Source organism: Kitasatospora sp. NPDC029312, from assembly GCF_055569215.1.
In genome coordinates this window covers 80,201-100,157 of record NZ_JBVHXY010000028.1, presented here as the reverse complement: position 1 = coordinate 100,157, position 19,957 = coordinate 80,201, and the positions used below count along the sequence as shown (strand labels likewise).

Below are 19,957 nucleotides of genomic sequence, written 5' to 3'. Positions count from 1 at the left end.
CCTCCCCTCCCTCACCCCTAGGGGGCCAACAGAGAGGGCTGCGACTCCTTCTTCCCGTCCTTTGTGCCACCGCCTCTTCGCCCCCCCCCCACCCCCCCCCCCCCCCCCACCAGGCTAGACGGACCCGCCGCCGGCCCGCCGGAGGCAGCGGCGGCCGCACCGGGACGGCGGCCGGCGCGGCGAGCGGGCGGAGCCCCAGGACAGAGCGCCCACGTCCGGGGCGACCGAGCCCGGCTTCCACATTCTGTTGAAACTCCTCTTGACGCCCCGACGGGCCCGACTCTACCGTGCTTCCACATACAGAAACCGTTCTTCCGTATGGTGGAATTCAGGAGATGAGCCCTCCGAGCCACTGCGGGCCGACGCAGGAGAGACCCGATGCCTCGTATGACAGCCGCCCGCGCGGCCGTGGAGATCCTCAAGCTCGAAGGCGTTGAGGTCGCCTTCGGCGTGCCGGGCGCCGCCATCAACCCCTTCTACGCCGCGCTCAAGGCCTCCGGCGGCATCCGACACACCCTGGCCCGGCACGTCGAGGGCGCCTCCCACATGGCCGAGGGCTACACCCGCGCCAAGGCCGGCAACATCGGCGTGTGCATCGGCACCTCGGGCCCGGCCGGCACCGACATGATCACCGGCCTGTACTCGGCCATCGCCGACTCCATCCCGATCCTGTGCATCACCGGCCAGGCGCCCGTCGCCCGGCTGCACAAGGAGGACTTCCAGGCCGTCGACATCGCCTCGATCGCCAAGCCCGTCACCAAGGCCGCCACCACCGTCCTGGAGGCCGCGCAGGTCCCCGGCGTGTTCCAGCAGGCCTTCCACCTGATGCGCTCCGGCCGCCCCGGCCCGGTCCTGATCGACCTGCCGATCGACGTCCAGCTGACCGAGATCGACTTCGACCCGGAGGCCTACCAGCCGCTGCCGGTCTACAAGCCGACCGCCAACCGGATCCAGATCGAGAAGGCCATCGCGCTGCTTCAGGAGGCCGAGCGCCCGCTGATCGTCGCCGGCGGCGGCGTCATCAACGCCGACGCCTCCGAGCTGCTGCTGGAGTTCGCCGAGCTGACCGGCGTCCCCGTCGTCCCGACCCTGATGGGCTGGGGCATCGTCCCCGACGACCACGAGCTGAACGCCGGCATGGTCGGCCTGCAGACCTCGCACCGCTACGGGAACGAGAACTTCCTCGCCTCCGACTTCGTCCTCGGCATCGGCAACCGCTGGGCCAACCGCCACACCGGCGGCCTGGACGTCTACACCGCGGGCCGCACGTTCGTCCACGTCGACGTCGAGCCCACCCAGATCGGCAAGATCTTCGCCCCCGCCCTCGGCATCGCCTCCGACGCCAAGGCCGCCCTGGAGCTGTTCGTCCAGGTCGCCAAGGAGCTCAAGGCCGACGGCCGGTTGAAGGACCGCAGCGCGTGGGCCGCCTCCACCCAGGAGCGCAAGGCCCGGCTGCAGCGCCGCACCCACTTCGACAACGTGCCGCTCAAGCCGCAGCGCGTGTACGAGGAGATGAACCGCGCCTTCGGCCCGGAGACCCGCTACGTCACCACCATCGGGCTCTCCCAGATCGCCGGCGCGCAGATGCTCCACGTCTACAAGCCGCGCCACTGGATCAACTGCGGCCAGGCCGGCCCGCTCGGCTGGACCATCCCGGCCGCGCTCGGCGTCGCCACCGCCGACCCCGAGGGCCAGATCGTCGCGCTCTCCGGCGACTACGACTTCCAGTTCATGATCGAGGAGCTGGCGGTCGGCGCCCAGCACCGGATCCCGTACGTCCACGTCCTGGTGAACAACTCCTACCTGGGCCTGATCCGCCAGGCGCAGCGCAACTTCGACATCGACTTCCAGGTCAACCTGGAGTTCGAGAACGTCAACTCCCCCGAGCTGGGCGTCTACGGCGTGGACCACGTCAAGGTCGTCGAGGGCCTGGGCTGCAAGGCGATCCGGGTCACCGAGCCGGAGGGGCTGCTGCCCGCCTTCGAGGAGGCCAAGAAGCTGGCGGCCGAGTTCCGCGTCCCGGTCGTGGTCGAAGCCATCCTGGAGCGGGTCACCAACATCTCGATGGCCGCCGCCGACATCGACAAGGTCAACGAGTTCGAGGAGCTCGCCACGCTCCCCGAGCACGCACCGACCGCGATCAGGCCGCTGGCGCTCTGACGCGGGCGGTGCGCGGGGGCGTACGAGCCGCTCCGTACGCCCCCGCGCAGGCGGAACACCGGCGGCGCCGGCGCGGTTGAGCCGTCCGGGGCCGCTACCGTGTGCCCGGACGACTTCCTCTGCCACGCTGCCGAAAGGACCACCACCGTGAGCCTGTACGACATCCCGCTGCGCACCCTGGCCGGCGAGCCCGCCTCGCTGGCGGACTACAAGGGCAAGGCGCTGCTGATCGTCAACGTCGCCTCCAAGTGCGGGCTGACCCCGCAGTACACCGGCCTGGAGAACCTCCAGAAGCGCTACGCCGGGCGCGGTTTCACCGTGCTGGGCTTCCCGTGCAACCAGTTCGCCGGGCAGGAGCCGGGCAGCGCCGAGGAGATCCAGAGCTTCTGCTCCACCACCTACGGCGTGACCTTCCCGCTGTTCGAGAAGATCGACGTCAACGGCGAGGACCGCCACCCGCTCTACCGGCAGCTGACCGAGGTGGCCGACGCCGAGGGGCAGGCCGGGGACGTCAGCTGGAACTTCGAGAAGTTCCTGATCTCGCCGGACGGCACCGTCGTCGCGCGACTGCGCCCGCGCGTCGAGCCGGAGTCGCCGGAGCTGACCGCCGCGATCGAGGCCGTGCTGCCGGCCTGACGCGCCCGCTCGCCCGCTCGTCCGCTCGGCGAAGGGCCGTCCCCGCCGGGGGCGGCCCCTTCCCGTCGTCAGTGGCCGTCGTCAGAGCAGCAGCCGCGTGCCCGGCGGCAGTTCGCCGGCCCGGGCGGCGTCGCGCAGGTGCGCCAGCAGGGTGTCGTGCAGCGCCTCGGCGGCGCGGGTGAGCGGCACCTCGTGGCCGTGCGCCACGGCGATGGTGCGGCCCAGGCCCGGCCCGGCGAACGGGGTCACGGACAGGCCCGAGCGGGCCGCCACCATGCCGGGCAGCACCGCCGGGCCGAGGCCGGCCCGGACGAACCCCAGCACCGCGTCCATCTCACCGCCCTCCACCGCGAACTCCGGCTCGAACCCGGCCGCCCGGCAGGCCGCGATGGTCGCCTCGCGCAGGTCGTAGCCCTCCCGGAACATCACCAGCGGCCGCCCCTCCAGCTCCGCCACCCGCACCGTGCGCCGGGCGGGCCCGGCGGCGGAGACCAGCACCAGCTCCTCGTGGAGCAGCTCGGTGACGGCGGGGGCGGGCGCCGCCTCCCCGCTCGGCGGGGTGATGATCAGCGCGAGGTCCAGCTCCCCCGCCGCCAGCCAGCGCACCAGGTCGCGCGAGCCGCCCTCGCGCACCCCCAGCGCCACCCCCGGGTAGCGGTCCCGGAACGCCCGCAGCACATCCGGCACCAGGCTGGTGCACAGGCTCGGCGGCGCGCCCAGCCGCACCCGGCCGCGGCGCAGCTGCACCGTCTCCTGGACGGCGAGGCGGGCGCTCTCGGTGTCCGCGAGGATGCGCCGGGCCAGCGGCAGCAGGGCGTCCCCGGCGTCGGTGAGCGCGATGTTGCCACGGGTGCGGTGGAACAGCTCGGCGCCCAACTCCCGCTCCAGTGCCCGGATCTGCTGGGACAGCGAGGGCTGCGCCACGTGCGCGGCCTCGGCCGCCCGGGTGAAGTGGCGGGTCTCGGCGACCGCGAGGAAGTAGCGGAGTTGCTGGAGCTGCACACGACCAGGTTAAGCCGCATCGATAGGCCCCGACTATCGTCACCAGCCGCATCATGTCTTGGACGCACCCCGGTGACCGTCCCTACCGTTGCCGACATGACAACCGCGACGCGGACGGGCCGGCATCCGTCCACCCTGGCGACCCTGTGGCGGTCGACCGTCGGCAAGAAGGCGGTCATGGCCGTCACCGGACTGGTCATGCTGCTGTACCTGGTCGCGCACATGCTGGGCAACCTCAAGGTCTTCTTCGGCCCCGACGACATCAACGGCTACGCCGCCTGGCTGCGCACCATCGGCCAGCCGTTCCTGGGCCACGAGTGGTTCCTGTGGATCGCCCGGCTCGGCCTGGTCGCCGCCGTGGTGCTGCACGGCGTGTCCGCGTACCAGCTCAGCCGCCGCGACCTGGCCGCCCGGCCCAGCAAGTACGTGCACCAGCGCCGGCGCGCCAGCTACGCGACCCGGACCATGCGCTGGGGCGGGGTGATCCTCGGGCTGTTCATCGTCTGGCACATCCTCGACCTCACCACGCTGACGGTGAACCCCGTCGCCGAGCACGGGCACGTCTACCAGAACGTCGTGGGCACCTTCGGCCGCTGGTACAGCGACGTGATCTACATCGTCGCGATGCTGGCGCTGGGCCTCCACATCCGGCACGGCTTCTGGAGCGCCGCGCAGACGCTCGGCGCCAACAACGCCCGCCGCGACAAGGTGCTGAAGCTGGCCGCCAACGGCCTGGCGCTGGCGCTGACGGCCGGCTTCCTGTCCGTCCCCGTGGCCGTGATGTTCGGAGTGGTGAAGTGAGCTACCTGGAGTACACCGTCGGCGAGCCGATCGCCGACACCAAGGCGCCCGACGGCCCGATCGAGCAGCGCTGGGACCAGCGGCGGTTCGACGCCAAGCTCGTCAACCCGGCGAACCGGCGCAAGCACACCGTGATCGTGGTCGGCACCGGCCTGGCCGGCGGCGCGGCCGGCGCCACCCTCGCCGAACAGGGCTACCACGTCGTCCAGTTCTGCTTCCAGGACTCCCCGCGCCGGGCTCACTCGATCGCCGCCCAGGGCGGCATCAACGCGGCCAAGAACTACCGCAACGACGGCGACTCGATCCGCCGGCTGTTCTACGACACCGTCAAGGGCGGCGACTTCCGCGCCCGCGAGTCCAACGTGCACCGGCTCGCCCAGGTGTCGGTGGAGATCATCGACCAGTGCGTGGCCCAGGGCGTGCCCTTCGCCCGCGAGTACGGCGGACTGCTGGACACCCGCTCCTTCGGCGGCGTGCAGGTCTCCCGGACCTTCTACGCCCGCGGCCAGACCGGCCAGCAGCTGCTGCTCGGCGCCTACCAGGCGCTCTCCCGGCAGATCGCCGCCGGGAACGTGGAGATCCACCCGCGCACCGAGATGCTCGACCTGCTGGTGGTCGACGGCCGGGCCCGCGGCATCGTCGCCCGCGACCTGGTCACCGGCCGGATCACCAGCCACACCGCGGACGCCGTGGTGCTCGCCACCGGCGGCTACGGCAACGTCTTCTACCTCTCCACCAACGCCAAGAACTCCAACGCCACCGCCATCTGGCGGGCCCACCGGCGCGGCGCCTACTTCGCCAACCCGTGCTTCACCCAGATCCACCCGACCTGCATCCCGCGCTCCGGCGAGCACCAGTCCAAGCTCACCCTGATGAGCGAGTCGCTGCGCAACGACGGCCGGATCTGGGTGCCCAAGGCCCAGGGCGACACCCGGCCGCCGGCCGAGATCCCCGAGGACGAGCGGGACTACTACCTGGAACGGATCTACCCCTCCTTCGGCAACCTGGTGCCGCGCGACATCGCCTCGCGGGCCGCCAAGAACGTCTGCGACGAGGGCCGCGGCGTCGGCCCCGGCGGCCAAGGTGTGTACCTCGACTTCTCGGACGCCATCCGCCGGCTGGGCCGGGACGCCGTCGAGGCCAAGTACGGCAATCTCTTCGAGATGTACGAGCGGATCACCGCGGAGGACCCGTACCGGGTGCCGATGCGGATCTACCCCGCGATCCACTACACGATGGGCGGGCTCTGGGTCGACTACGACCTGCAGACCAGCATCCCGGGCCTGTTCGCGATCGGCGAGGCCAACTTCTCCGACCACGGCGCCAACCGGCTCGGCGCCAGCGCCCTGATGCAGGGCCTCGCCGACGGCTACTTCGTGCTGCCGCCCACCCTCAACGACTACCTCGCCCGCCACCAGCCGACCGCCCTGCCCGCCGACCACCCGGTGCTCACCGAGACCGAGGCGGAGGTCGAGGACCGGCTCAACCTGATCCTGTCCGTCGACGGCGACCGCACCCCCGACTCCTTCCACCGCGAACTCGGCGAACTCCTCTGGGACGAGTGCGGGATGGCCCGCTCCGAGGCCGGGCTGAAGCGGGCGCTGGCGCGGATCCCGCAGCTGCGCGAGGAGTTCTGGCGCCGGATCAAGGTGCCCGGCACCGGAGCGGAGCTCAACCAGTCGCTGGAGAAGGCCAACCGGCTGGTCGACTACTTCGAGCTGGCCGAGCTGATGTGCCTGGACGCGCTGCACCGCGCCGAGTCCTGCGGCGGCCACTTCCGCACCGAGAGCCAGACGCCCGAGGGCGAGGCCGCCCGGCGCGACGAGGAGTACTCCTACGCCGCCGCCTGGGAGTTCACCGGCACCGGCGAGGCACCCGTCCTCCACCGCGAGGCGCTCGACTTCGAGTACGTCCACCCCACCCAGCGGAGCTACGCATGAACCTCACCCTGCGCATCTGGCGCCAGGCGGGCCCGGACGCGCCCGGGTCGATGACCACCTACCAGGTCAGCGGGATCAGCCCCGACATGTCCTTCCTGGAGATGCTCGACACCCTCAACGAGGAACTGATCACCCGCGGCGACCAGCCGGTCGCCTTCGACCACGACTGCCGCGAGGGCATCTGCGGCGCCTGCGGCATGGTCATCAACGGCCAGGCGCACGGCCCCGAGCGGACCACCACCTGCCAACTGCACATGCGGCACTTCGAGGACGGCGACACCATCGACGTCGAGCCCTGGCGGGCGGCGGCCTTCCCGGTGGTCAAGGACCTGGTGGTGGACCGCTCGGCCTTCGACCGGATCATCGGCTCCGGCGGCTACATCACCGCGCCCACCGGCAGCGCCCCCGAGGCGCACGCCACGCCCGTGCCCAAGGAGGCCGCGGACACCGCCTTCGAGCACGCCGAGTGCATCGGCTGCGGCGCCTGCGTGGCCGCCTGCCCGAACGGCTCGGCGATGCTGTTCACCTCCGCCAAGGTCGTGCACCTCAACGTGCTGCCCCAGGGCGCGCCCGAACGCGGCGCCCGGGTGCGGAACATGGTCGCGGCGATGGACGCCGAGGGCTTCGGCGGCTGCACGAACACCGGGGAGTGCGCCACCGCCTGCCCCAAGGGCATCCCGCTGCCCAGCATCGCGGCGATGAACCGCGAGTTCCTGCGGGCCGCCCGCGGCTGACGTCCACCCGCCCCCGATCGGTCGGCCCCTCGCACAGGTGCTCGTGCGAGGGGCCGACACCGTTCCGGACGGAGCGCACGCGGGCATCTCACGCTCCCCGTACGGGTGGTGGATCGCGAGGAGCGGTGCTGCCGCGCGCGAAATCGCGCTACGGTGGTGCTCCGCTACGGAAGGACGGCATATGCCCCAGGTTCAGTCCTGCTCCGGCTGCGGCGGGTCCGGCGGGACCCAGAAGACCGAGGCAACGGTCGAACTGGACGAGGAAGGAAGCATGGTGCCCAGGATCCACACCTTCTGGTCACCCTGCGGTCGGTGCCACGGCTCCGGGACGGTGATCGTCGGATGAGGTTGGTCTTCGAATGCGTCGAGTGCGGTGGGCACTACCTGCCGCCAGAGGGCATGGCTTACCCGGACGGGCCGGCGTCGCCGGTCTGGTGCTCCTCCTGCCAGATGGCCAAGCACGCGGCGGGCGAGCGGGAGGACCCGCTGCTCGCCCGGATCGCGCTGGCCGCCGCCCGGGCCGCCCTCGCCCGGCGGGCCGCCGAGCCCGCTGAGCCGACCCCCGGACGCGGCGACGTCCGCCCGTCCCGTCCGCCGCTGTCGCGCCGGGCTCGCTCGGGGCCCGGCGGGATGCGCAGCAAGCTGAACTGACCTCGGCTCAGCGCATCGGGCCGGGCGTCGAGCCGGGCATCGGTCAGAACAGCGCCTCCTGGGTGTCCGGCTCCGGCGGGCGGACTCGCTCCTCCAGGGTCAGGCCGGTAGAGCCGCGGCCAGTGACGGGCGTGAGCGTCCAGCCGGTGAGTCGGCGGGTGTCCAGCAGCAGCGGGCCGGAACCGTCCGGCTGGTCGAGGAAGAGGTGCCGCCCGACCGCCGGGCGCAGCTTGCCGGCGACCACCGCTCCCGCGGAGAGCCCGGTGATCTCCCGGTAGGCCTCGGGAGCGCCCGCGCTCAGGCCGAAGCGCTCGACGTGGTCCACCACCGGGCGGTCGGCGAGCAGTTCCAGCGCGTGGCCGTCCAGCATCCGGTGCGCCCGGGCGCGGGCCTCGGTGAGCACCGTACGGCGGTGCGGGGCGTCGCCGTGCGCCCACCAGTGGTCCGTCTTGATCCGGGACTTGAACCGCTCGCGGGCCATCCCCGAGGCTGCGACGGTGAGTTCGGCGCGGCGGATCGCGGGCAGGCCGCCGCGTGCGGTGAACGCGTAGGCCAGCGCTCCCTGTTCGAGCAGTCGGCTGTCGCCGCGCTGCTCGGCGGTCAGGCCGACCTTCAGCAGGCCCTCGCCGAACCAGGCGAGGTAGAGCAGGTAGGTGCGGCCGTCGTCGAGGATCTGGTCCCGGGCCAGGGCCAGGCCTCGGTCCACGCTCTGGCAGGCGGGGCACTGCGTGGCGCCGCCGTCCGGGTCGATCACCGCGTGGTGCGGGCAGGGCGTGCGCTCCGTCGCGCCGGCCAGCCAGGCGCCGACGCAGCGGCGCGGGCCGCCGAGCAGCCAGCCGACCTCCGTACCCGGCGCCACGGCGCGTTCGTGCACCTGGGTACCGCGGGCGGCACCGAGCAGGGCGCGGCCGTCGTGCCAGCTCAGGCCGGTGGAGACCCAGCCGCCGGGGCGCTCCGGGTGCTGCGGTGCGGGGATCGTCACGGGCATCCCTCCCTGGAGTACGTCGGTCCGGTCTTCGGTCCGGTCTTCGGTCCGGTCTCGATCCGGTGAGGCTACCTGCCGCCACTGACAACGGCGGGACCGGCCCCGGAAGACCACGGGGAGCCGGGCGGGTCGGCCGCCGATCCGGCCCTGCGGCGCGGGCGTGGCAGCCCGCAGCTCGCGGGTGCTTGGCCGGGTGGGGTGTCCACGTTCTATTGTGGCGGGCGCGGTCCGCGGTGTCGCCGGAGGTGGCGCGGGCGGCCGGATCGGTGCGGAGCGCGAAGGGGTGGACGTGGCGGGGCGGCGGAACAGCGGCGTGCTGGCGATCTGGGCGGAGGCGCAGCGGCAGCAGCAGCGCCGCGAGGAGGCCCGTTGGCGCGCCGAGGAGACGGAGTTGCGCCGGCGCGAGCGCGAGCAGCGCGAGGCGCAGCGGGCGGCCGCCCGCAACGAGCGGGAGGCGCAGCGTGCGTACCAGCAGTCGCGGGAGGCGGAAGCGGCCCGGCGGACGGCCGAACTGGACGCCCGGGTCCAGGAGTTGCGCGGGCTGCTGGCGACCGGGCTGGCCTCGCCGGGCTTCGGGCCGCAGGCTCTGCTGGCGCCGCGCCCGGTGCCGCCGTTCGACCCCGGCCCGCTGGGCGAACCGGTGCCGATGCCCGACCAGACCTCCGCCGCGTACCAGGTGCCGCCGCCGGATCCGGTGCAGGCCCGCAACGCCGGGGTGCGCCGGCAGTACGAGCAGTACCTGGCCCAGGCCAGGGCCCGGTTCGAGCAGGACTGGTACGCCGCGCAGGCCCGGGAGGCGGACCGGCAGCACCGGCTGGCCGCGTACCACCGGGAGTACCTGGCCTGGGCGGAGCGCTTCCGCCGCGAGGAGGAGGAACGCGCGGCCCGTACCGAGGAGTTGTTGCGGCGGCTGCGGGCGGATGAGCCGGAGGCGGTGCAGGAGTACTTCACGGCCGGCCTGTACGCCTCGGCGGCCTGGCCGGAGGGCTTCCCACACCGGCTGGCGGCGGCCTGGGACGTGTCGGGCCGTCAGCTGGTGGTGAACTGGGAGCTGCCCGGTCCGGACGTGGTGCCGGCCGCCTCCCGGGTGCGGTACGTGAAGACGGACGACCGCGAGGCCGAGGTGGCCCGCCCCGCGACGGAGCGCAAGGCGCTGTACCGGGAGGTGCTGGCGCAGTCGGCGCTGCGGGTGGCGGCGGAGCTGTTCCGGGCGGACCAGGGCGGCGTGCTGGACTCGGTGGTGCTGAACGGCTTCGTGCTCGGCATCGACCCGGCGACCGGCCGGGAGGCGGAGCGCTTCCTGTCCACGCTGACGGTGAGCCGGGCCGCTTTCGCCGAGCTGGCGCTGGACCGGGTGGCGCCGGTGGAGTGCTTCCTGGGGCTCGGCGGCAGGCTGTCCGCGCGGCCCGAGCGGCTGGACGAAGTGAGGCCGGACCGGCTGCCGGAGTCGGTCGGCGGCGCCTCGGCCGGGCACTTCGGCGAGGAGGAGCCGGACCTCTTCGAGATGGACCCGATCGAGTTCGAGGAGCTGATCGCCGAGCTGTTCCGGCTGCGCGGTTTCCGGGTGATGACCACGGCCCGCAGCGGCGACGTCGGGGTGGACGTGATCGCCGAGGACCTCGACCCGGTGACCGGCGGCAAGATCGTGATCCAGGCCAAGCGCTACAAGAAGACCGTCCCGCCGACGGCCGTGCGCGACCTGGAGTCCACCGTCCGCCACCACGGCGCGATCAAGGGCATCCTGGTGACCACCGCGGGCTTCGGCCGCGGCTCGTACAGCTACATCGAGGGCAAGCCGCTGACCCTGGTGAGCGGCCCGGAGCTGGTCGAGCTGCTGGCCGAGCAAGGCCTGCGCGGCCGGCTCGGCGGCGGGACGGGCGGCGGCTCGGGCTCGGGCTCGGGCTCGGGCGACCGGACGGGCAGCGGCACGGGCGGGGCCGCACCGGCGGAGAACGGGCAGAGCGGCGAGGCCGGGGAGGGCGCCGCCGCGAGCGAGCTGACGGTCAGCTGGCAGAGCCGCACCGCCGGAGGCGACCCGGTGGAGCTGGACGTCACCGCCTTCCTGTGCGCCAAGGGCCGGGTGCTGAGCGACGGGCACTTCGTGTTCTTCAACAACCCGCAGGACCCGGACGGCACCGTCCGGCTGCACCCGACCCGGTCGGTGGCGGGCGAGCCGACCCGGTCGGCCCGGCTGGCCGCGGAGCTGCACCGCCTCCCGGCCGCCGTCGACGAGGTGGTGGTCGCCGTCTCCACCGAGGAGGAGGAGCACCCGGCGCTGCCGCTCGGCCGGGTGTACGGGCTGTCCGTGGCCGCCTCGTACGGACCGGGCGCCGCCGGGCCGGCCAGGTGGCCGGGCGCCAACGGCGGCATCCCGGAGTCCGCGATGCTCCTCGGGTCCTTCCAGCGCGCCGACGGAGGCTGGCGGTTCACCCCGTCCGGCCGCGCGGTGACGAACGGTCTGGCCGGGCTGGCCACCGCCTTCGGCGTCGCGGTGGAGTGACACCGGCGCCCAGCCCGGCGGGGAACCACGGAAGCGAGCCCGTCAGGGAACCCGTCATACCTGAGAAGGAGACGACCCCGGCCGCACCGCCGGGTCGGCGGGGGTCGTCCGCCTCCCGGGCATACGCATCGCGTTCGAACGGCTTGGGAGGATGGAACGGCACGAAATGCCGATTCGCCCCTGGAGTCCCCGTGACGTTCCCCGCAACCGCCGTCCTCACCGGGCGGGCGGCCGCCCGCGCCACCGGCCTGAACAAGGTCTACGGGGAGGGCGAGACCCGCGTCGTCGCCCTCGACGACGTCAGCGTCGTGTTCCCCCAGGGCGAGTTCACCGCCATCATGGGCCCCTCCGGCTCCGGCAAGTCCACCCTCATGCACTGCATGGCCGGCCTCGACACCGTCTCCTCCGGCTCCACCACCATCGGCGACACCGAACTCGTCGGCCTCAAGGACAAGCAGCTCACCCAACTGCGCCGCGACCACATCGGCTTCGTCTTCCAGGCCTTCAACCTCCTGCCCACCCTCACCGCCCTGGAGAACATCACCCTCCCCATGGACATCGCCGGCCGCAAGGTCGACCAGGCCTGGCTCGACCGCGTCGTCGACACCGTCGGCCTCTCCGGCCGCCTCAGCCACCGCCCCTCCCAGCTCTCCGGCGGCCAGCAGCAGCGCGTCGCCTGCGCCCGCGCCCTCGCCGGAAGGCCGGACATCATCTTCGCCGACGAACCCACCGGCAACCTCGACTCCCGCTCCGGCGCCGAGATCCTCGCCTTCCTGCGCAATCCGTGCGCGAACTCGGCCAGACCGTCGTCATGGTCACCCACGACCCGGTCGCCGCCTCCTACGCCGACCGCGTCGTCTTCCTCGCCGACGGCCGCATCGTCGACGAACTCCACGCCCCCACCGCCGACACCGTCCTGGACCGCATGCGCCGCTTCGAGGCCAAGGGCCGCACCAGCTGACCCGGCTGGCACCCCGACGCCCGAGCCCCGACGCCACCGAACCACGAGCACCCAGGACTGACACTCCCCCATGTTCCGCACCGCTCTGCGCAACGTGCTGGCCCACAAGGGCCGGCTCCTCATGACGACGCTCGCCGTGCTGCTCGGCACCGCCTTCGTGGCCGGCACGCTGGTCTTCTCCGACACCCTCGGCGAGGCGCTCAGGACCCAGAACTCCAAGAGCTACACCGACATCGCGGTCACGGTCAGCGACCGCGAGGCCATCGGCCGCGGCTACGACCACGGCGGCCGGGCCACCACCGGCCCGACGCTCACCGAGCGGACCCGGGCGGAGCTCGCCGCGCTGCCCGGCGCCGCCGAGGCCCGCGGCGTGGTCAGCGGGTTCGCCGGCATCGCCGACCACAAGGGCGCGCTGATCGGCGACGGCTTCTCCACCACCGGCACCAACTTCGTCCCGGGCGCCGACGGCACCGACCCGCGCTACCCGCTGGTGGAGGGCCGCGGCCCCCGGAACGCCACCGAGGTCGCCCTCGACACCAGGACCGCCGCCAAGGGCGGCTTCAAGGTCGGCGACACCGTCCGGGTCGCGGTCAACGGCCCGGTGATGGAGCTCAAGCTGACCGGCACCCTGCACACCAACGACCCCCGGGTGACGGCCGGCGGCTCGCTGGCCGCCTTCGACACCGCCACCGCCCAGCAGCTCTACCTGAGCCCGGGTCGCTTCGCCGAGCTGGACGTCAAGGCCAAGCCGGGCACCGACGACACCGCACTGCTCGCCGCCGTCCGGCAGACCGTCCCGCAGGCCGACAGCATCGAGGCCAGGACCGGACGCGAGCTCGCCGCCGAGCAGGACCGGATGATCAAGCAGAGCACCAAGTTCCTCAGCACCTTCCTGCTGGGCTTCGCGGGCATCGCGCTGTTCGTCGGGATCTTCATCATCGCCAACACCTTCACCATGCTGGTCGCCCAGCGCACCAGGGAGCTGGCCCTGCTGCGCGCCGTCGGCGCCACCCGCCGCCAGATCACCCGCTCGGTGCTGATCGAGGCGCTGCTGGTCGGCCTGACCGCGTCGGTGGCGGGCCTGCTGGCCGGCATCGGGATCGCCGTCGGGCTCAAGGCGCTGCTGAACGGCCCGATGGACGCCAATCTGCCGGACGGCCCGCTGATCGTCGCCCCGACCACGGTGGTCGCGGCGATCGCGGTCGGCGTGCTGGTGACGGTGCTGGCCGCCTGGCTGCCCGCCCGCCGGGCCTCCCGGATCGCCCCGGTGGCCGCGATGAGCTCGGTCGAGCAGCCCGCCACCCAGAAGAGTCTGGTGCTCCGCAACACCGTCGGCCTGCTGTTCTCGCTCGCCGGTGCGGGCGCGCTGGCGGCCGGCGTGGGCGGTAAGGAGGTCAAGCTGGTCGGCCTCGGCGCGGCCGCGCTGCTGATCGGCGTGTTCGTGCTGACCCCGCTGCTGTCCCGGCCGCTGATCGCGCTGTTCGCCCCGCTGCTGCGCGCCCTGTACGGCACGCCCGGCAAGCTGGCCGGGGAGAACGCGGTCCGCAACCCGCGCCGCACCGCCGCCACGGCCTCCGCGCTGACCATCGGCGTCACCCTGATCACCTCGCTGACCGTGATCGGCGCCTCCGTCAACCAGGCCGTGGACAAGTCGGCCGCCACCGAGCTCAAGGCCGACTACACGGTGGCGATGCGCAACGGCTCGATGCTCTCCGCCGACGTCGCCGCCCAGATCGCCAGGACGCCCGGCGTCCGTGCGATGAGCACCGAACGCAGCGTCCCGGTCACCACCGGGCAGGGCGAGGACGACAGCGAGTGGCTGACGGCCGTGGACGCCGCGACCATCGACCAGCTGGCCGTCGTCAAGGTCCGGGAGGGCTCGGCGGACGCCCTCAGGCAGGGCAAGCTGCTGGTGAGTTGGAGCCGCGCCACGCACGGCGGCTACCGGGTCGGCGACACCCTGGCCGTCACCTACCCGGACGGCGCCAAGGGCTCGCTCACCGTCGGCGGCATCCTGGAGGCCGACACCGCGCCGGCCACGGTGCTCGCCCCCGAGGCCGTGGTCGGCCCGCACGCGCTCCCCGGCTCCGGCCTGAGCAAGGTCCTGGTCAAGGGCGCGAACGGCGCGACCGAGGAGCTGAAGCAGGCGCTGCGCGACGCGACCGGCGGCAACCCGCTGATCGCGGTCAAGGGCGAGAAGGAGATCAAGGCGGAGAACCGCGCGAATCTCACCGGGATCCTGAACATGATGTACGGGCTGCTCGGCATGTCCGTGGTCATCGCGGTGCTCGGCGTGGTCAACACCATGGCGATGTCGGTGTTCGAGCGCCGCCGCGAGATCGGCATGCTGCGGGCGATCGGCCTGGACCGGCTCGGCATCCGGCGGATGGTCCGGCTGGAGTCGGTGCTGATCGCGCTGTTCGGCGGACTGGTGGGCGTCGGCCTCGGCGTCCTGGTCGCCTGGGCGGGGGTGCGCACGATGGCGGACAGCCTCAAGGACATCACCACCGTGGTGCCGCCGGTGCAGACCGCCGGCTTCCTGCTCGCGGCCGCCGTGATCGGCCTGCTGGCCGCGCTCTGGCCGGCCCACCGGGCGGCCGGGCTGGACGTCCTGGACGCGATCAAGAGCGAGTAGCCGGGGTGGGCGGAGGAGCCCCTGGGGCGGTTCGGTCGGACCGCCCCGGGGGCTCCCGCGCGTCACGGCCCGGCGAACACCACGCCCTGGTCGGAGGGTCGCAGACTGCCGGCGGCCAATCCCTGGGCGGAAACCGGGAATTGGGCGACCGGCCTGCCGTCGAGGCCGAGCAGGCCCGCGAAGGCGGTCGTGTTCGGCTTCGGGGTGATCGCCCACCTCGACCGGCCCGGTCGCGGCTGTGACGTACTCATGACGAAACCGCCCCGCCGGGCTGGTGCCGGGCGGGGCGGGTTCGCAGGGGGGGCGGCCGGTCAGGCAGCCGGTCGGTCAGGCGGCCGGCTTGGCCGTCACCGGCTCGGTGGGCTTGGCCTTGCTACCGCCGCCGAGGACGTTGAAGAACACCGCCAGGGTGGGGACCAGGTAGAGCAGCCAGACCACCAGCTGCAGCACCGTCGGGTCCGGCTGGAAGTTGAACACGCCCTTCAGCAGGGTGCCGTACCAGCTGTCCTTCGGGACGGTGCTGGAGATGTCGAAGGCCAGGCTGTGCAGGCCGGGCAGCCAGCCGGCCTCCTGGAGGTCGTGCACGCCGTAGGCGAGCACGCCGGCCGCGACCACCACCAGCATCGCGCCGGTCCAGGTGAAGAACTTGGCCAGGTTGATCCGCAGCGCGCCCCGGTAGAACAGCCAGCCGAGCACCACCGAGGTGAGCAGGCCGAGCGCGGCGCCGACCAGCGGGTTCCAGCCGTCGTCGGTGGCCTGGACGGCCGACCAGATGAACAACGCGGTCTCCAGGCCCTCCCGGCCGACGGCCAGGAAGCAGGTGACCACCAGGGCGGTGGTGCCCATCGCGATCGCGGCATCCAGCTTGCCGTGCAGCTCGGTCTTCAGGTGCCGGGCGGTGCGCCGCATCCAGAACACCATCCAGGTCACCAGACCGACCGAGACGATCGACAGCGACCCGCCGAGCGCCTCCTGCGCCTCGAAGGTCAGTTGCGAGGACCCGAACTGCAGCACCGCACCGAAGCCCATCGAGAGCACCACGGCCGAGCCGACGCCGAGCCAGACCGGCGGCAGCTTGTCCCTGCGGCCGGTCTTGACCAGGTAGGCGATCAGGATGCAGACGACCAGGCTTGCTTCGAGGCCTTCGCGCAGGCCGATCAGGTAGTTGCCGAACACGCGGCCTCCTGGGGTGTCGTGGGGGGTACGGGGGGAGGCGGTCAGGGGAGTCGCCGTGCCGAGGGGCCGGCCGTCAGCCGAACAGGGCCTGGCCCCACCACTCCCCCGGTTTGCGCACGCCCGCCGGGCAGGCGAAGTGGGCGGAGCCGACGTGCTGGATGTACTCGTTGAGCTTGTCCGAGGCCGCGAGCCGCTGTTGCAGCGGCACGAAGGCCTTGCGGGTGTCCCGCTGGTAGGCGAGGAAGAACAGCCCGGCGTCCAGGCGGCCGAGGCCGTCGGTGCCGTCGGTGAAGGAGAAGCCGCGTCGCAGGATCATCAGGCCGTTGTTGGCGTCCGGGTGCGCCAGGGCGACGTGCGAGGTCGCGGGCATCGCCGTGAGGTCCGGCGCGTCGCGCTCCTTGGCCTTGCCGTACGGGGCGCCCTCGCCCTTGGTGCGGCCGAAGGTGTCCTCCTGGTCCTTGAGCGAGGAGCGGTCCCAGGTCTCGATGTGCATCCGGATCCGCCGGGCGACCAGGTAGGAGCCGCCGGTCATCCACTCCGGGCCGTCCCCGGGCGCCGCCCAGACGTGCTCGGCGAGCTTCGCGGTGTCGGTGCCCGCGATGTTGTGGGTGCCGTCCTTGAACCCCATCAGGTTGCGCGGGGTCTGCTCGTCCGGGGTGGTCGAGGAGGTCTTGCCGAAACCGAGCTGCGACCAGCGGATGCTGACGGTGCCCATGCCGATCCGGGCCAGGTTGCGGATCGCGTGCACGGCGACCTGCGGGTCGTCGGCGCAGGCCTGGACGCAGATGTCGCCGCCGCTGCGCAGCGGGTCGAGCTTGTCGCCCTTGAAGGTCGGCAGCTCGATCAGGGCCTCGGGGCGTTGCGCCTTGAGGCCGAAGCGGTCTAGGCCGTCCTTCTCGAACAGGCTGGGCCCGAAGCCGATCGTGAGGGTGAGCCGGGAGGCGGGCAGGCCGAGGGCCTCGCCGGTGTCGTCCGGCGGCGCCTCCGCGGAGTCGGGGACGGCGCCGGTGCCGACCTCGCGGCCGCCGGTCATCGCGGCGGCCGCCTTGGTCCACTCCTTGAGCAGCTTGACCAGGGACTCCCGGGTGGCGTTCGCGGAGACGTCGAAGGCCGCGAAGTGCAGCCGGTCCTGGACGGGGGTGGCGATGCCGGACTGGTGCTCGCCGTAGAAGGGCACCTCCGCGGCGGCGGCCGCGGCGGGCGCGGGCGCCGGGTCGTCGTCCTGCCGGTCGGCCAGGGCGACCGAGCCGACGGCGGCGGCGCCGAGCGCGACGCCGGCGCCGGCCCAGCCGATCACGGCGCGGCGGCTGACCACGCCCCGGTTGGCGGTGGCGGGCGGGGTGGTGGCGGCCGGGGCCGGGGTGGTGGCAGCGGCCGGGGTGCCGTTCTGCTGCTCGTTGTCGGCGTCCATCGGCGGGTGGGCCCTTCTCACTCTGCGGGTACTGCTCACTCGGCGGGTACTGCGTCGTTGCCGAACTGCTCGGCGCGGGGGGCTGGGTATCGTCGGCCGGTTACTTGACGACCACGGCGGCGGCCAGCTTCGACAGCGGCTCGCCCAGCGAGTTGACCGCGTCGGAGAAGGTCTTGCGCTCGGCCTCGGTGACCTTGTCGTACGGGGTGAAGGTGCCGTCGGCCTGCTTGTACTTGGCGAGCAGGGCGGTGATGGCCGCGAACTCGGAGTCGAGGGTCTTGGACAGCTCCGGGTCCTTCTCGGCGGCGACCGGCTTCAGCAGCTCGTAGGCCTTCTGGGCGCCCTCGACGTTGGCCTGGAAGTCCGCGAGGTCGGTGTGGCTGTAGCGGTCCTCCTCACCGGTGATCTTGTTGGTGGCGACCTCGTCCAGCAGTTCCTTGGCGCCGTTGGCCATGCTGGTCGCGGTGATCTCCGCGGTGGGGATCTTCTTCTGCCAGTCCTTGAGGTCGGTGACCAGCTGGTCGGCGAGCTTCTTCTCGTCGTCGCCGATCCTGGCGTCGGCCCAGAGCGCCTTCTCCAGGCGGTGCCAGCCGGTCCACTCCTGGCCCTGTTCGAGCTTGTCCTCGCGGGTGTCGGTCTTGGGGTCGACGTCGCCGAAGCTCTCGGCGACCGGCTCGGTGCGCTCCCAGCCGGTGCGCGAGGGCGCGTACAGCGACTTGGCCTTCTCCAGGTCCCCGCCCTTGATCGCGGCGGCGAAGGCCTCGACGGCCGGAACGGTGGCGTCGGCCTGCTCCTGGGCGTACGTGCGGTAGGCGTCGACGGCGGCGGCCAGGCGCGGGTCGGCCGGGGCGGAGCTGCCGCTCCCGCCCGTCACGGTGATCTTCTGGCGGATGCCGTCGCCGACCATGCCGGGCTTGCAGGCGATCTCGTAGGAGCCGGCCTTGATCTCGGCGTTGACGGTGGCCTTGGTGCCGGGGCCGATGTTCTCGCGCTCGGTGACGATCTTGTCGCCCGCGGCGTAGACGTAGACCTCGGTGGTCTTGGAGCCCTTGTTGCTGATGTCCAGCACCACGTGCCCGGCCTGGAAGCTGGTCTTGGAGACCTCGCAGGCGGTGTCGGTGGCGTTCACCTTGACCGCGTCCGGTCCGCCCGCCTCGCCGTCCTTCTTCGACGCGCAGCCGGCCAGCGTGGCGGTCGCCACGGCGAGAGCGAGCAGGACGGCTGCGGTGGAACGGCGGCGGGCGGGCATGGGGGCTCCAACGGAAAAGGGCATGGGGGTGCCAAGGCCGGGTTGAGCGCCGGCCCGGCCGGCGCCTCCTGATTAGCTAAGGCATACCTTACGTAAGAGCGCCCGCCCGTCGACACCCGCCCCCTCAAATCCCGCTCGAACCGGCGCCCCGGCCGGTTCGGCCGTTCACCGCCCGGGCGCCCGGCGGGCCGCGGCGCGGGCCGCCCAGCGGCCGTCGTGACGGGTGATCCGGATCGGGTGGCCGAAGGTCTCACTGATCAGCTCGGTGGTCATCACCCCGTCCACCGGCCCGGCCGCCACGCACTCGCCCGCGCGCAGCAGCAGGGCGTGGGTGGTGCTCTCCGGCAGCTCCTCCAGGTGGTGGGTGACCAGCACGCTGGCCAACTCGGGGTGCTGGTGGCGCAGCAGGTCCAGGCTGTCCAGCAGCAGCTCCCGGGCGGTCAGGTCCAGCCCGGTGGCGGGTTCGTCGAGCAGCAGCAGCCGGGGGCTGGGCATCAGCGCGCGGGCGATCAGGGCCCGGCCGCGCTCGCCCTGGGACAGGGTGGTCCACGGGGCCTCGGCCATCGCGGCCATGCCGAGCGTCTCGATCAGCCGCTCGGCCCGCTCCACCGCCTCGGGGGTGGGCTTGCGGTGCCACTCCGGCTCGATGGTGTTGGTGTGCCCGGTGAGCACCACCTCGCGCACGGTCAGCGGCGAGCGCAGCGGGTGGCGCGGGTTGACGTGTCCGAGGTGGGCGCGCAGCTCGCGGATGTCCACCGTGCCGAGCCGGCGGCCGAGCACGTCGACGGTGCCCCGGGTGGGGTGGGAGACCGCGCCGAGCAGCGCGAGCAGCGTGGACTTGCCCGCGCCGTTGGGGCCGAGCAGCGCCCAGTGCTCACCGGGCCGGATCTCCACGGTGATCCCGCGCAGCAGGTGGCGGCCGTCGCGCACGACGTCCACGTCACGGGTGCGCAGCAGCGGGCCGTCGAAGGAGGGGTCGAGCGGGGTCATGGGGCGGGTCTCCGATCTCGGCGCCGGGCGGGCGGGGTGGGGCACGGGCGGGCGCCGCACCGGGCCGGGCCGGCGCGGACCGTCCGTGTGCACCGTACAACCGGCGGCCGTTGCGGACTCCGGCCG

General features: G+C 73.0%; 15 protein-coding genes and 1 pseudogene. 9 read left to right on the top strand and 7 right to left on the bottom strand.

What is annotated here, in order from left to right; genetic code table 11:
* Positions 1–378: 378 nt before the first annotated feature.
* Both gcl and ACZ4WV_RS22910 read left to right on the top strand, forming a co-directional pair.
* Positions 379–2,160, top strand: a complete 1,782-nt coding sequence (gene gcl / locus ACZ4WV_RS22915) for a glyoxylate carboligase (RefSeq protein WP_465749554.1) — start codon at positions 379–381, stop codon at positions 2,158–2,160.
* A 147-nt stretch (positions 2,161–2,307) separates the two neighbouring features.
* Positions 2,308–2,796, top strand: a complete 489-nt coding sequence (locus ACZ4WV_RS22910; protein ID WP_465749552.1) for a glutathione peroxidase — start codon at positions 2,308–2,310, stop codon at positions 2,794–2,796.
* Positions 2,797–2,877: 81 nt separating this feature from the next.
* Here ACZ4WV_RS22910 and ACZ4WV_RS22905 read toward each other — a convergent pair whose 3' ends face one another.
* Positions 2,878–3,798, bottom strand: a complete 921-nt coding sequence (locus tag ACZ4WV_RS22905) for a LysR family transcriptional regulator (RefSeq protein ID WP_465749550.1) — start codon at positions 3,796–3,798, stop codon at positions 2,878–2,880.
* Between the two features lie 96 nt (positions 3,799–3,894).
* On the opposite strand from ACZ4WV_RS22905, the gene ACZ4WV_RS22900 reads away from it, so the two are divergent.
* From ACZ4WV_RS22900 to ACZ4WV_RS22885, 4 genes are all read left to right on the top strand, one after another.
* The gene (locus ACZ4WV_RS22900) at positions 3,895–4,599 is read left to right on the top strand and encodes a succinate dehydrogenase cytochrome b subunit (RefSeq protein ID WP_465749548.1); all 705 of its coding nucleotides are present in this window, start codon (positions 3,895–3,897) and stop codon (positions 4,597–4,599) included.
* Positions 4,596–6,539 carry a fumarate reductase/succinate dehydrogenase flavoprotein subunit gene (locus ACZ4WV_RS22895; protein WP_465749546.1) on the top strand — a complete coding sequence of 648 codons (1,944 nt, stop codon included), beginning with the start codon at positions 4,596–4,598 and terminating at the stop codon, positions 6,537–6,539. Before ACZ4WV_RS22900 ends, ACZ4WV_RS22895 begins: the two co-directional genes overlap by 4 nt.
* On the top strand, positions 6,536–7,273 hold the full coding sequence (locus ACZ4WV_RS22890) for a succinate dehydrogenase/fumarate reductase iron-sulfur subunit (protein ID WP_350747404.1): 738 nt from the start codon (positions 6,536–6,538) through the stop codon (positions 7,271–7,273). The genes ACZ4WV_RS22895 and ACZ4WV_RS22890 overlap by 4 nt, the downstream gene beginning before the upstream one ends.
* Before the next feature lie 342 nt (positions 7,274–7,615).
* Positions 7,616–7,924, top strand: a complete 309-nt coding sequence (locus tag ACZ4WV_RS22885) for a hypothetical protein (protein WP_465749544.1) — start codon at positions 7,616–7,618, stop codon at positions 7,922–7,924.
* Positions 7,925–7,967: 43 nt separating this feature from the next.
* Here the strand turns inward: ACZ4WV_RS22885 and ACZ4WV_RS22880 are convergent, their stop codons facing one another.
* Positions 7,968–8,906, bottom strand: a complete 939-nt coding sequence (locus tag ACZ4WV_RS22880; RefSeq protein ID WP_465749542.1) for a DUF2797 domain-containing protein — start codon at positions 8,904–8,906, stop codon at positions 7,968–7,970.
* A gap of 292 nt (positions 8,907–9,198) precedes the next feature.
* Here ACZ4WV_RS22880 and ACZ4WV_RS22875 point away from each other — a divergent pair, with 292 nt between their 5' ends.
* The 3 genes and pseudogenes from ACZ4WV_RS22875 to ACZ4WV_RS22865 all read left to right on the top strand — a co-directional run bounded on the left by ACZ4WV_RS22875 (position 9,199) and on the right by ACZ4WV_RS22865 (position 15,005).
* Complete coding sequence (locus ACZ4WV_RS22875; RefSeq protein WP_465749540.1) at positions 9,199–11,409, top strand: restriction endonuclease; 2,211 nt, start codon at positions 9,199–9,201, stop codon at positions 11,407–11,409.
* A 338-nt stretch (positions 11,410–11,747) separates the two neighbouring features.
* Positions 11,748–12,370 (top strand): annotated as a pseudogene (locus ACZ4WV_RS22870) (ABC transporter ATP-binding protein).
* Between the two features lie 70 nt (positions 12,371–12,440).
* Complete coding sequence (locus ACZ4WV_RS22865) at positions 12,441–15,005, top strand: ABC transporter permease (protein ID WP_465749538.1); 2,565 nt, start codon at positions 12,441–12,443, stop codon at positions 15,003–15,005.
* A 62-nt stretch (positions 15,006–15,067) separates the two neighbouring features.
* On the opposite strand, the gene ACZ4WV_RS22860 is transcribed toward ACZ4WV_RS22865, so the two are convergent.
* The 5 genes from ACZ4WV_RS22860 to ACZ4WV_RS22840 all read right to left on the bottom strand — a co-directional run bounded on the left by ACZ4WV_RS22860 (position 15,068) and on the right by ACZ4WV_RS22840 (position 19,831).
* A complete protein-coding gene (locus tag ACZ4WV_RS22860; RefSeq protein WP_465749536.1) occupies positions 15,068–15,256 on the bottom strand; it encodes a hypothetical protein in 189 nt (62 codons plus the stop codon).
* 76 nt (positions 15,257–15,332) lie between these two features.
* The gene (efeU, locus tag ACZ4WV_RS22855) at positions 15,333–16,181 is read right to left on the bottom strand and encodes an iron uptake transporter permease EfeU (RefSeq protein ID WP_465749534.1); all 849 of its coding nucleotides are present in this window, start codon (positions 16,179–16,181) and stop codon (positions 15,333–15,335) included.
* Positions 16,182–16,254: 73 nt separating this feature from the next.
* On the bottom strand, positions 16,255–17,592 hold the full coding sequence (gene efeB / locus ACZ4WV_RS22850) for an iron uptake transporter deferrochelatase/peroxidase subunit (protein ID WP_465749532.1): 1,338 nt from the start codon (positions 17,590–17,592) through the stop codon (positions 16,255–16,257).
* Positions 17,593–17,692: 100 nt separating this feature from the next.
* Positions 17,693–18,841 carry an iron uptake system protein EfeO gene (efeO, locus tag ACZ4WV_RS22845; protein WP_465749530.1) on the bottom strand — a complete coding sequence of 383 codons (1,149 nt, stop codon included), beginning with the start codon at positions 18,839–18,841 and terminating at the stop codon, positions 17,693–17,695.
* Between the two features lie 165 nt (positions 18,842–19,006).
* Positions 19,007–19,831, bottom strand: coding sequence for an ABC transporter ATP-binding protein (locus ACZ4WV_RS22840; protein WP_465749528.1), 825 nt, complete (start codon positions 19,829–19,831; stop codon positions 19,007–19,009).
* Between the last annotated feature and the right edge of the window lie 126 nt (positions 19,832–19,957).